Annotated in this window: 11 protein-coding genes and 1 pseudogene (1 of these 12 running past the window's edge); 6 read left to right on the forward strand and 6 right to left on the reverse strand. The window is 42.2% G+C overall.

The window, feature by feature from the left end; all coding sequences use genetic code 11:
* Positions 1-827: 827 nt before the first annotated feature.
* Together LEP1GSC060_RS15980 and LEP1GSC060_RS15985 are read right to left on the reverse strand one after the other, a co-directional pair.
* Positions 828-1,292: a chemotaxis protein CheX gene (locus LEP1GSC060_RS15980; protein ID WP_003008227.1), complete on the reverse strand. Its 465-nt coding sequence runs from the start codon at positions 1,290-1,292 to the stop codon at positions 828-830.
* Positions 1,292-2,527 (reverse strand): hypothetical protein, encoded by a 1,236-nt coding sequence (locus tag LEP1GSC060_RS15985; RefSeq protein WP_003008224.1) that lies wholly within the window; start codon positions 2,525-2,527, stop codon positions 1,292-1,294. Before LEP1GSC060_RS15985 ends, LEP1GSC060_RS15980 begins: the two co-directional genes overlap by 1 nt.
* Before the next feature lie 95 nt (positions 2,528-2,622).
* Between LEP1GSC060_RS15985 and LEP1GSC060_RS15990 the strand changes: the two genes are divergently transcribed.
* Positions 2,623-3,387 carry an LIC_11490 family protein gene (locus LEP1GSC060_RS15990; RefSeq protein ID WP_003008240.1) on the forward strand — a complete coding sequence of 255 codons (765 nt, stop codon included), beginning with the start codon at positions 2,623-2,625 and terminating at the stop codon, positions 3,385-3,387.
* Positions 3,388-3,512: 125 nt separating this feature from the next.
* Here LEP1GSC060_RS15990 and lmtA read toward each other — a convergent pair whose 3' ends face one another.
* The 3 genes and pseudogenes from lmtA to LEP1GSC060_RS16005 form a co-directional block, all read right to left on the reverse strand.
* Positions 3,513-4,265 (reverse strand): lipid A Kdo2 1-phosphate O-methyltransferase, encoded by a 753-nt coding sequence (lmtA, locus tag LEP1GSC060_RS15995; RefSeq protein ID WP_003008215.1) that lies wholly within the window; start codon positions 4,263-4,265, stop codon positions 3,513-3,515.
* Positions 4,266-4,507: 242 nt separating this feature from the next.
* Positions 4,508-4,804: an STAS domain-containing protein gene (locus tag LEP1GSC060_RS16000; RefSeq protein WP_003008230.1), complete on the reverse strand. Its 297-nt coding sequence runs from the start codon at positions 4,802-4,804 to the stop codon at positions 4,508-4,510.
* Between the two features lie 56 nt (positions 4,805-4,860).
* Positions 4,861-5,639 (reverse strand): annotated as a pseudogene (locus LEP1GSC060_RS16005) (class I SAM-dependent DNA methyltransferase).
* Positions 5,640-5,789: 150 nt separating this feature from the next.
* Here LEP1GSC060_RS16005 and LEP1GSC060_RS16010 point away from each other — a divergent pair.
* The 4 genes from LEP1GSC060_RS16010 to LEP1GSC060_RS16025 all read left to right on the forward strand — a co-directional run bounded on the left by LEP1GSC060_RS16010 (position 5,790) and on the right by LEP1GSC060_RS16025 (position 11,386).
* Positions 5,790-9,215: a SpiroCoCo family coiled-coil protein gene (locus tag LEP1GSC060_RS16010; protein WP_036096841.1), complete on the forward strand. Its 3,426-nt coding sequence runs from the start codon at positions 5,790-5,792 to the stop codon at positions 9,213-9,215.
* A 284-nt stretch (positions 9,216-9,499) separates the two neighbouring features.
* Positions 9,500-9,694: a hypothetical protein gene (locus LEP1GSC060_RS16015; RefSeq protein ID WP_003008197.1), complete on the forward strand. Its 195-nt coding sequence runs from the start codon at positions 9,500-9,502 to the stop codon at positions 9,692-9,694.
* A 6-nt stretch (positions 9,695-9,700) separates the two neighbouring features.
* Positions 9,701-10,459, forward strand: a complete 759-nt coding sequence (map, locus tag LEP1GSC060_RS16020; RefSeq protein WP_003008222.1) for a type I methionyl aminopeptidase — start codon at positions 9,701-9,703, stop codon at positions 10,457-10,459.
* Positions 10,460-10,468: 9 nt separating this feature from the next.
* On the forward strand, positions 10,469-11,386 hold the full coding sequence (locus LEP1GSC060_RS16025) for a DUF350 domain-containing protein (protein WP_003008203.1): 918 nt from the start codon (positions 10,469-10,471) through the stop codon (positions 11,384-11,386).
* A gap of 409 nt (positions 11,387-11,795) precedes the next feature.
* Here LEP1GSC060_RS16025 and LEP1GSC060_RS16035 read toward each other — a convergent pair whose 3' ends face one another.
* Positions 11,796-12,272, reverse strand: a complete 477-nt coding sequence (locus tag LEP1GSC060_RS16035; RefSeq protein WP_003008220.1) for an LIC_11502 family protein — start codon at positions 12,270-12,272, stop codon at positions 11,796-11,798.
* A 20-nt stretch (positions 12,273-12,292) separates the two neighbouring features.
* On the opposite strand from LEP1GSC060_RS16035, the gene queG reads away from it, so the two are divergent.
* Positions 12,293-12,500, forward strand: partial view of a tRNA epoxyqueuosine(34) reductase QueG gene (gene queG, locus LEP1GSC060_RS16040; RefSeq protein ID WP_003008242.1) — the start only. 731 nt of this gene lie beyond the right edge of the window; only the first 208 of its 939 coding nucleotides appear in the window; the start codon lies at positions 12,293-12,295; the stop codon falls past the right edge of the window.

A 12,500-nucleotide genomic window follows, 5' to 3' on the forward strand; every position in this document is an offset into this window, starting at 1 on the left:
TAACAAATGCGAAAGCGATTATATATTTCGACCTATCTCACGACTCATAGGGAGTGAGATTGAGTTTAGGAAAGCTCTGCGTTGAGTTACTCGAACGACTTGGGTAACTAAAGTGGCACTGCTCCCTAAGGGTCGCAGCACCAGGGAGAAATATTGAGTTTAATTCCGAAGGAATTGGAGCGAAAACGAACAACTCAGCGTCTCGCTTCTACGGTCGCTCGGGAAACTCAAAACGTTGCTGCCTGCTGTCGCAACGTTAGGTCGCGAGCCCATTTTAGCTATGAAATTCGCGAGCTGCGGAGCGACCCGGGAAACTCAGTGAACGCCTTCCTATGGGTCGGCGTTCAGGGAGCGAACGCACTCGAGTTTCTTATTCGCCCAAGATTTCAACCGTCGAACTCACGTTAAAATTATATCGTAACGGATTCGGGCAGGTATTTCATCCGAAACTTCGAGAAAGTCTAAAAAATCCTACAATCATGATTCTCGTAAATTCTTATAAAATGGAATTGGAATATAGAACACTTCGCCTAACGGAGATTTGAGGGAAAATCTTAAGAGAAGAACCATAATTTTTGGATTAAAGTTGTTGAAAAATTAATTTTCCATTTGTTTCTGTTTCATTGAAATGGACGATTGAAGCAGTTTTGTGAATCGCGACGATTGAATTTTTCAACAACTCTATTGAATAAAGGTCTTCTCTTACTGATCTCTATAAAATTGAGTACCGTTAATTTTTATCGTAAAATACTGTTTCAATGCAAAATAATAGGTACTTCCTTATATAGTTATGAGTAATAGAAGTTCGGAAGTGAATTCGAAAAATCTTATGTAAGAGAGACGTTCACATCCAGTTTTCCGAACCTGGAAAACAGGCTGATCCCCAAAGAAGGTTTTCTAGGAATTTTTAAGGTTTCGTTTTTAGAATCGACGATGTTAGGCGCGGTGATTTCGATCGATTGACCGGAACTCGCAAAAATGTTCATCGCATTTCCGGTGGTCATATTCGCGATTTCTCCCAGGATATCTTTGTACTCGTTTTTGATATCCTGTTCGCTCATCCCCGGCATTAGAACTCCGGCGATTTTATACGCGGCGTCGTAGTTAAGGCCGTAGACCACTTCTCCGTTGAAAGTTCCGATCACCCCGATCACGATGGAAAGTTCGAGATTGGTTTCCGGGTTGTCCTTGATTCCGATTTTTCCCCGGATCAAATCCGTTTTCAGAACGTCTCTAAAAACGATCGTAGCCGCTTCGAGAAAGGGGTTTACCAATTCAGCCCGAATTTGCATTATTCTTCTACCTTTTGACCGATCCGTCGTTCAATCGGGTATTTTTCCTGAAGCGCCTGACTGATTTCCATGACGAACCCGTTCATAAGGTTCGGATTGTCTCTCAAATCGGGTCCCCGAGAATTATTGATTTTAGACGAATCGATTTCCAAGGAACCGAATTCTACAAAAACATTTTTTTCGGATTCTTTGTAAGGGCCGCCGACTTTTTTGGACCCAAAACTTACGGTGGTCAAATCTTTAAGGAACTGGGTATTATTTCCAAGTCGGATGTTTTGGTTTCCGGATTTTAGTTCCCAGAGGTTCAAAAGGGATTGATCGTTAAAATCCTGAACGTTTACACCCAACAAAGAGGCGATTTTTTGCAGACCGTCCGATTCTTCCTGAAGGGTTTTCAATCTCCCTTTCCATTCTTCCTGGGACTTGGACCGGAGTTCGAGTAGGAGTTTACTTTTAAGGAAGTTTTTCCTTTCTTCAAAAGCGACTTCTTTGCCGTCCGAATTCTTCGGTAGTTTTCCTTCTTTCTTTTCGTTTTCGTACTTTGCGCGTAGAACTTCTTCGGAAACGGGGCTTTCTTTTTCGGCGAGTTTAGAAAGTTGATCGTCCGTATAAGATACGATTCTAAGCCGAAATCTCGCGGAAGTGGATTCTTTTTGAACTGCTATTTCTCCGTCGGTTTTTTTGAGATCTGCATTGAGGAGAGAATCGTAGAGGCCGCTCGCATTTTTACGATCGATTCGATATTGCATCGGGGCCGAGTTGAGGATTTGTTTGTAGATGGCTTCCGGTTTACGGACGTCCTCGTCGGAATAACCGGCTCCGTTTACGGATTCTTTGTAGATTCTCCTCGCCTCGTCGGAAAGTTCCTCGCGGATTCCGGTTTCGGAAACGGAAAATCCGGTTACATCTGCGATTTGTTTGGTTACCACCAAGCTGCGGATCGTTTGAAACGCGCAGGATTGAAGTGTGGAAGGATCTTCCGCAAGAGAAGGGGCGATACTTCTGTATTGGAAGTAACAATCTCTTTTCGCGGCCTGAAAATAGTCCATGGGGATGGAATCATCCCCGATTTTTCCGGCGTTCAAATTGGAGCGGCCGGAGATCACGTCGAAAAAGCTTTTTTCGGCGTCTCCCGGAAGAAAGGTGATGATCAAACCACCCACAAGTATAAAAAGAAAGAAGGCAACGACTGCACGAATGATTTTGTCTTTGAGAGAAACGTTTTCTAATTCCATGATTGTAACTGTAAACTTGAAAGGGTTTGTGTTTCTGTAAAGGAGAAAAGTGAGAAAAACGCTTCAGAAACCCGCTCCATCGACAGATACATAAAATGATGCTCTTTATCGCAATCGCACTCATTCTCGTGGGACTTCTTTGTTTTATCTATGTCTCTCTGAACCCGAATTCTCCTTCGGGCGGAGAGAGGTTTGGAGAACCCCGAAAGGGAAATTCGGAAAATAAAAGTATGTCGAGATCCAATCCTCTCAAAGGTGCGGAGATTCTCGCCGCTTCCAAACGAGTTCCAAGTTTGGAACAGATCGAAAAACAAAAACATCTGGAGAACCTATTCGTAGAAGGAAGAAAAATTCCGGAACAGAACAAAGCCGCACAGTCCGAATCCTTTTATGAAAACGTTTCTTTGGTCGAGGAAAAATCGGACGAGATGGAAGTTTCGGATTCTTCCGGAACCTTAGAAGAATCTCCTAAATTTTCCTTTGTGGAAAAACAAAAACAGAAAGAAGAAGTCAGAGAGGTCCGTTTTCAAATCGACGGAATTTTATATTTGGATCAGAGTCGAGAACTACCGTTTGAAAAACTCGCGAACAAAAAGGAAGAATTGACCCCCGATAAGTTGAAAAGTTTAAAACGAATCGGTCCGGGCCAATTGATCGAGAGTAGGGATTCACTTTCTTTCGAAGCGTTGAACAGCAGTTATAGATATTCTTTTTCCGAAATCGAAAAGATTCTTTTTTTTGACGAGGGGATCGTTTTGATTTCTTCCCAACCGAATTATCCCGTTCCGGTTTTTTTTACGAAAGAGACAGGTCATCTGAAATCCTATCTGGAAAGTTCTTCACAAACGTTTTCCTCTTGAAAATTTCGATTTGAATTTAGTAATCGAATTCTCACGAAAAATAAACGGCGCTCTTTGTTATGGGTCGTTCAGAGTTCTCATGTTCCACATAAGAACTACTCGCTATCGCTCGTCAGCCGTTTCGCTCAGCGTCCGTCTACGTGAAGAAGTTTTGTCGTTTTAACGAGGACTCTCACCAGAATATAAAAAACGAGACCGCCTCCGAATAGTACGATTTGAGGAAGACGAATCGCCTCCAACAGATTGCTAACGGGTTCGTTAAAATAAACCGCGACTAAATCGAAAACGCTGAAGATGACAAGGATTCCGAAAAGGCTCGGGTATTCTCTTTTAACGACGTTGCGGATCGAAAAAGAAAGCCCCGGTTTTTTATAACCGCCGAACTTCGGAATGAATGCGGGAACGGCGTTCGCCCAGGAAAGATAAGCCTCTCCGAATTTTTTACGTAAGAATTGTTCCTCCGCAAACATAATTCTTTCGTAATATACCCAAAAGAAAAGAATAAAGACCGACACGATCAGAAAATTTTTTAAGAATAAAACGGCGCCGAGATACATCAAAAAATTTCCCACATATAAAGGATGGCGGATGACGGAATAAATTCCTTCTTGATTGACCAGATCGGCCACTTGTTCTTTCGTATTTCTTCCCGAAGTTCTTGCAGGAGCGTAACCGATCACAAAACTACGGACGAAAAGTCCCAAAAGGCTGATCGCAAAACAGAAGGATTGATAGTAAAGATGATAGGTATAAGAATCGCCTGGAAACCGATAGAAAGGCAAAAGTCCAAGGCAGAGAATCAAAATGATTCCGGGGATGTAAGATCTCCAACGAAATAGAAAATTCCCCTGAGATTCGAATTCTTCGATCAAAGCCATGCTTTCGTCCTAAATTTTAGATTTCTTATGAAAGGAAATTGGAAGCCCTGAGACTGTCAATAGAGAATCGATTTGGATCTTGTTGTAGATTCGATCGTAAGTGAAGAGCGTATCTCGAAATAACTTGTTATAACGATCGGCTTTAGGACTTTACACTTTTTTGAATCCGGATTTTGTTTTTCAAAAAATCAAGACCGTAGTACGAAATTGTTGTAGAAAGAGGAAATTGTTTTTCGAAAACTTTAAAGACCGAGTTTACCGTCCACTTTGAATTTTTTGAGAATTTCCAAAAGATCCGGATTTAAATTTTTGATTTTCATTTTCACTCCGTAATTATCCAACCGATTTTTGACGGTCAGAAGTTTTGCGATTCCGCTGGAGGTTATTTTTTTAACGGGATCTAAAAAAAATTCCACATCGGTTACGACGCCCTTGGAAGCGTTCTGAGTCACTTCGTCGAAAATTTTATCGTAACCGTCTATGACCGGAGTATCGATCGTTATCTTTCCGGACTTTCCTTCCACTTTAAATTTTGACATACTGTTTCCTAATATCTTTCGACTTTTACTCGGGTCTCGGCGGAAGATTTTCCATCCTAAAATTCTGATCGACGTTTTCGATTTCGTAAATTCATTTCCGTAAACGGCAGAGATAATTTACGAGAGAAGCGTCTTCTTTCAAGACCCAATCTTTATAATCGGAGCCTTCTTCCAAAAGTATAAGTCCGCATTCGAAAAGAAGATCGTGAATCGTGTTCCTTGGGAAATATTTGTGTCTGTGGATTTCCGAAAATTTTTCTTTCGATCCTTTCCGAGAGAATGTAAGAGTGGATTCCAAAGTGTTGGAATCCACTAAGAATCGATTTTTCCATTCGATCCTATAACCTTTAACCCGTTCCACGAAAGTCTGTCCGTCGAAATGATTTTGAAAATTATAAAGGCTGCTCAGATCGAAAAAGAAAAGACCTTCCGGTTTTAAGTGCGCTCGAATCTTGGAAAAAACTTTTTTCAAATCCGCCTCGTCGCTTAAGTAATTGAACGTGTCGTGTGTGGAAAGGACAAGGTCGAATTTTTGCCCGCTCAGATTCAAATCGACTAAATCGGAATGGATCCATTCTCCGGAAATCTCTTTTTTTTTGGCAATTTCGAGCATTTCCGCACTGGAATCGATTCCGGTAAATGTAATGTTTTTTGGAAATTCTTCCCAGAGCCTACAGGTTCCACAGCCCAGATCCAAAACGGTTTTCGGGAGATTTTTTTCCGAGTGAGTTGCATACGTAGAAAGGATAAATTCCGCCCAACGTTTGTACTGGACGTCCCGCATCACTGCGTCATAAACCGTCGAAAAGCCGGAATAGGGCTTTTTTTTAAGCATAATTTAATTTTTTCTTGCTCTTTTTACGATCTTTCGAATAGTCAATCGTAATTTGATGAGACATAATGTTTCCGGAAATTTTGCGGCTGATTCCAAAGATGAGTTTCTTTTGGAACCGGCTTTTCTTATGTCCATGGTAAATAAAATTCAATGGGAATAGAATTACTCCTACCATTTATAGCCAGCGTGGGAATTACAATCCTCCTTCGAAGGCTGGATAAATCCAACTATAAACTCAGCCAGATTAAACGGTTTACCGGAAAAATTCAAGAAGAGTTGAGCGCCATCGCGTTGGAAAAGATCGGGTCGGTAAAAGACGCCGGAATCGATTTGGAAATCAGTCTCAAACAAACTCGTAAACTTGCAAACGACGTTCACGCCCTCAACGACGAATCCAGACAATTGCTCGAATCCATCAAAACCAACCGCGACTTTTTGGACGGCGTTGCACGCGATCTCAAGGAAGTGGTTCAACTTTCTTCGGAGATTCGGGAAGAATCCAATGCGATTCAACAGGGACTTCTGCGTATGGAATCCGGTAAGAGGGAAATTCAACTTTTAGATCAGAAAATTCTGGATTTAAGATCGGAAGCCGAGGCGGTTCTCGAAGTTTTTTCCGATAAGGTCAATCTTCGTTCGGATGAACTCTTACAATCTCTCGCTGCCAAAATCGTGGAACTCGAAGAACTTTTAGAAATTAAAAACGATAAAATCGATCAGGGTCTGAACTCGATCGCCGGAACCTACAGAGAGAATTTGGAAGCACATTCCAATTCTTTAATGCGAGAATCCGTGGGAAAAATCGAACAACTTCGTTCGGCGGTAACCTCTCTTTTTGAAACGATTCGCGATAAAGAAGAGGATTTGGATCTTAGATCCGAAAAACTGCAGACCGTATTTTTAACCGTAAACGATAAACTCGAACGTTTGGATTCCCGCATCGAAGAAAAATCGGAGGCGGCGGATCGCAAACTCGAGGAAATGGCGAGACTTTCCGAAAAATCCGTTCAAGAAAAACTGGATCGGATCTTGGAACAAGTGACTCATTCCAAAGAGGCGTTTATCAACGGAGTCAAACTCGAAGTGGATTCGATTCGTAGAGAAATCGAAGGAATGAGTTTGGAGACTATGACTCGTCGAGACGAAATTCTCAACGAAACGAGACGTCAGGCGGAATCGATCAACGAATCGATTCAATTCTTCCAGGAAAAATATTTGGAAGCGGAAAACAAACTTCTGCGTCAAGCGGACGCTCGTAAATCGGAACTGCTTCGTCAGATCGATACTTTCGAAGAAGAGTTCAACCGCATCAGCGGTAACCTCCGCAACGACGCGGATCTTTTGAAAAAAGATATTTCTTTGGGTTTCAAGGAATTTCACGCGACTCTGGACGCGGCAAGAGAGGACGCAAAGGAAAAAACAGTTCACGGAATCGTTTCTCTCAAAGACGAATTCGATTTAGAACTTTCTAAACTTCATTCCGAAAGATCCGCGCTGATTCAACAAGACTTGGATGCGGTTCGTCAATCCGTGGTTACTCTCGATAAACAAATTTCCGTTCGGATCAAAGACGTGGATTCGTATCTGGGAGATCTTCAATCCGCGATGGAATCCAGCGCGGGCGATCTATTGTCTCAGGTGGAAGAAAAAATAGATCTGCTTTCCGGAACCGTGGACGAAGAAGTCCGCAAAATCGATCAGAGATTCGAGAATCTTTCCCGTTATTGGGAAGAAGAGTTGGGTAATATTCGATTGAACGCTCAGGATCAGATGGGTCGTCTTCAGGAAAAACTCGGAGACGTCCACGTCGAAGGAAAGGGACTTCTCGAAGATTTCAAAAACGAATATAACATTCAAAAAGATAGGATCGAAGAATTCGTTTCCCGTTATAAGTCCAATTTTCAAAAAGAAGGGGAAGTCGTTTCCGATCGACTCGGAGAATCTCTGCGAAGTATCAAAGAAGAAGGAAACGGAATTCTACAAAACCTTCGGGAAGAATTTTCCGGAACCATCGATAAGATGGAACAGATCGTCAAAAAGAACGAGAAGGTCCTTGAAATTCACGCGGAAAAAATCCGAAACAACACGGAGTCCAATCTCGAAAACGCAGGAAGAGACGCCGAACGCGTGTTAGATCGTCTGCGCGACTCGGCGGAGGATTTTTTTGAAAAACAGGAAGAGAAAATCAGCCGCTTAAACGATACGATCGACTCTAAAATTTCCAAACAACTTACTTCTCTTATGGACAAGGGTCAGTTACAACTCGGCCAACTCGAAGAGAGAATCAGCAAATACATCCTGGATGTGAAAAAAAATCTGGAAGAATCCCTCAAGGCTTCGCGTAAAGACAACGACGATCAAATGAAGGGATTTCAAAAACAACTTCAAAATCAATTGCGTGAGATGGAATCCGCCGCCGAAGAATTCTTACGTTCGGGCAAAGAAGAATTCAAAGGTTCGATGGACGAATACAAAGAACTTCAACTGGATCTGAAACGCGATTTGGAAGAGATCGGCAAGGCAAAACAAAATCTCATTACGGAAATCCGGGAAGAATCGGAGAACCTGCGTTCTTCCGTTGAGGAAATCACCGATAAGATGGAAGAACTCGGAGAAAAAACCGAACTCTTTCACAAAGCGGGTGAGATCGTGGATAGAACCGATTCTTACATTCAAACGATGGAAGGACTTCTTTCCAGAGCCGACGAACAAACTCCGTTGTTAAGCGAACTCGGAGAAAAGTTGGACGAACTGCAAAACTTAAAACATTCCCTTCTTCACGAAACCGAAGACTTAAAATTCAGACTCAGTTCCCTGACTTCCATCAAAGAATCTTCGGATGATCTTCGCGTTGAGTTTGAGGAACTGCAAAGAAAATCTTCCGATTGGGAAGATACTTTTACGAGACTTCTCGAAGCGGGTGAAAAAGCCCTGGAGATGGAAGAAACGTTCGGAGATCTGACTTCGAGACTGGAAACGTTAGAATCCGTTCGGGAAGAAGTCAAAGGTCTTTTTGACGAGACCGACGCCCACAAAGAGGCGGCTAAGGGTCTTACGAACAAACTCTATTCTCTTCAAAACGACGTTGAAATTTTGGAAGCAAGAGAAAAGGAAATCGCCGAAACCGTTCGTAAAACCGACGATCGTATCGAGTCCTTATTCCGTAAAAAAGAAGAAATCCGTTCCGTGGAAGCGAAGTTCGAAAAGATCGAAGATCTGATGGTCGACCTTTCCGAAAGACACAAACAAATTTCCACCTTACAACACCGTATGGAAGATTTGAAGTCCGGAGCGGTCGTTGTTAAGGAAGACTTGGAAGGTCTACTCAGCGAAGCCGACGATAAGTTTGAAAAACTTTCCGGCTTTTTGGACGCGGTAGGCGCGGTCACGGACCCTCCTCAAGCCGGTAAGTCAAAGGATTCTTCTAAGGACCATCTGATCCAAAGAAAGAAAGCCACCGTGCTGAATTTGTATCATAACTTTCAATGGTCCGCGGAAACGATTGCGGAAAAATTAAATTTAGAAACGGGTCTTGTGAATACGATTCTACAAAGCGAGTCTCTTAAGAAGAAATGAAATATTTCTTGACGACTTTCAATGTGAGTTCTATGTCTCATTTCGTTTCGAATCGGATTCAAGTTTTGTATTTAGATCCGCTTTTAAAGTTATGGTATCATTTTTTTTAAAACTAAGGTAAGGTCGCAAAGGGGAAAGTTCTAAAAGATTGTTCTTTTTCCGGGTTTCTAAAAAGAATGCAAACTGAAACCGAAAACGGACAAAAACAAACTGGACGGCCGTGAACCGGAGCAATATTGAAGATGGCACAAAAGAAGAAAACTAAGACAGAGAGGAAGAACTCAATGGCTGGAAAGAATGTCGAAAAGGAAACCCTGATCGTAACGAGCAAAGTGAAGGCTTACATCAAGTCTAAAGGATTTATGACTTCCGGAGACGCGATCGACGGTTTGAATGAGAAGATTCATCAATTGATCGACGACGCGGTGAAACGTACTGAATCCAACAAAAGAAGTACGGTGCGTCCGACCGATTTCTAATTCGATTTGATCTTCATCAAAAACAAGAGCGAAATCGAAAAAATGAGAGCGGCTGGGAAACTGGCCGCTAAACTTTTGAATTATATTTCCGCTTACGTTCAACCGGGCGTTTCCACTCTTCAGTTGAACGATCTCTGCGAGGAATTTACGCAAAAGCACGGGGCCAAATCCGCTCCGCTCGGTTATAAAGGATTTCCTAAATCGATTTGTACTTCCGTAAATCACGTTGTCTGTCACGGCATTCCCAAGGCCGCAGAAGTTTTAAAGGAAGGAGATATCGTCAATATCGATGTGACTCCTCTTTTGAACGGTTATCACGGCGATTCTTCACGTACGTTTATCGTCGGTGGGAAGACGATCTCCGAAGTGGAGACTCTCGTCAAAGATACGGAGAGAGCGATGTACGTCGGAATTGAACAAGTAAAACCGGGCAATCGAGTAGACGATATCGCAAACGCGATCGATGATTTTCTGACTCCGAAAGGATACGGAATCGTACGGGATTTGATGGGTCACGGAATCGGAAGAGGTTTTCACGAAGATCCGCAGATTCCTCATTTTCGTCAGAACCGAAAACTTTCTAAGTTGGAACCGGGAATGATTTTTACGATCGAACCCATGGTAAATCTGGGAACGTGGCAGGTGAATTTTTCGAAGGAAGACCGCTGGACCGTGACGACAAAGGACGGAAAGTGGTCCGCACAATTCGAACATACGATTCTCGTGACTGAAAAAGGCTATGAAATTTTAACCGTATCCGATTAATTTGGTGCGATGGAAACGATACTCGGTTATCTGAGCGCTTTAGGTAGAGACGCTGTATTTTTTTTAATCAGTTTTGTTCTCTTTTACATCGGTAAAAAAATCAAGGATTGGATCGAACCCGGCGATCTCGATCGGGAAATTATAGTCAATAACAACACAGCAGTATCTTCCGGTTTGGCCGGTTATTATTTCGGACTGACTTTGATCCTGCTTGTCATTCTATCTTCTCCGGGAACGGATTTTATATCCGATTGCTTCCAAGTTTTATACTACGGGATTCTCGGAATTCTTCTCTTAAATCTTTCCTACTCTATCAACGATAAGGTGATCTTTCGGAGTTTGGATTTTAACGAACTCGTGTATTCGGGAAAAAATGTCGCCGTAGGCGCCGTTGTATTCGGAAGTAGTATCGCTTCTTCGGTGATCATTGCCGCTTCTCTCAGCGGGGACGGTTCGGCGCTTGCGTTTTCGATTTGGAAGGATTTGGGTCTTTTGGAGCCAGTTCAAAAACTTTTAGACGGAACCTTACTCGGCGTTTTATTTTTTACCATCGGGCAGGTCGCTCTGATTTTATTCACACTTGCGTATCGAAAAATCGTACCTTATTCCTTGGATGTGGAATTGAAGGAAAAGGAGAATTTAGCCGCCGGGATTTCCTACAGTGGTGCGTTAGTCGCTCTTGGAATCATTATTGCCAGAGCCCTTCACAAAGATCTCGTATCCATGGAACACGCGCTCTTTCACGTGTTTCTGGATTTTTTACTCGGATTGATCGTTATTCCTGCCGTAAGACTTCTTACGGACGCGGTCATTTTGCCGGGCAGTACTTTGAAGGAAGAAATTAGCCGGGATCAAAACGTCGGCGTGGGAATTTTGGAAGCGGTCGTACTCGTCAGCTTTGCGGGAATCTTGTTTTACGCAGTATGAGAAACGTTTAAAACCTTCGAGTTGATTCCTAAAATTTCAAAAAACGCGGAGTAGATCAGAACTCAACTTGAGTTTGACGGTTGAAGGTTGGGCGAATCGGAAATTCACGTCGCCTTCGCTCTCTAAGGATCGTTCGGCAGACAGTGGAAAAATTCGTGAAACTTTTTCATATTCGAAAATCATACTTTTTGCAAGTACAAATCCTAACTTTGTTGAGGAATTTCCAACTATTAATTCCTCCGTACGCAAAACGTCGAAACTTTCGCAATTTTATTTTACTCAGAACCGTGTTTCGAGATGTTCCTTAACGTGAATTCGGAATAATCAATGCGAAAGCGATTGTATGTTGCGACCGCAGGAGCAACATTGAGTTTCTGATTCGCCCAAATTTTTTTACGCCGAACTCACGTTAATAAAGTTCTTTCGAGGTATAAAGTTTCCATTCCAAGTGATACACTTTGCGGATTCCGTAATCGAATGCGTTTTTTAGAATTTGGATTCTATCTTCGTTCGAGATAAAATCGATTGAATCCGGAACTTCCACGGTTTTTAGAACCTCGGAACCGAGTTCGGTAAAAATATGTCTGTGATTTATATGAAACGGTTTCAAATCTCTTTCCCCAAAACCTTTCAAAGCTCCCACGACCGATGCGAATACGATTTGTTTGGAAAGTTTACGATTTGTTTTAAGGGTTTTACTTTTTTGTTCGGAAAATTTTGAAACTGTAAGATTCTTTCCAATTTGGGAAAGGTCCTTATCTTTAGCCAATAGAGCGATACGAACAGCGGCCACAATATCCGAATCATCGATGGAATCGGAATGACGGGAAAATAACTCGATGTCTTTGTTAGAAAACGGCAACTTTTCGGATAATTCTTTTTGCACATTCAATTTATATCAACTTTATGATCGAAAGTAAAGAAATAATTTCCGAGTTCAAAACGTTGATTGAAAACTCGGGCTTTGATCTCTATGGGATTTGCGACGCCAAAATTCCGAACGAAGACAGAGAGAATATTCTTTCCTGGGTCCGTGAAGGAAAACACGGAAAGATGGAATGGTATCCTAAAAACATGGATCTTCGTTTGGATTTTAAGAATTTAGGTTTTGATC

The sequence above is a fragment of the Leptospira weilii serovar Ranarum str. ICFT genome (genome assembly GCF_000332415.1).
Taxonomy (GTDB): Bacteria; Spirochaetota; Leptospiria; order Leptospirales; family Leptospiraceae; genus Leptospira; species Leptospira weilii_A.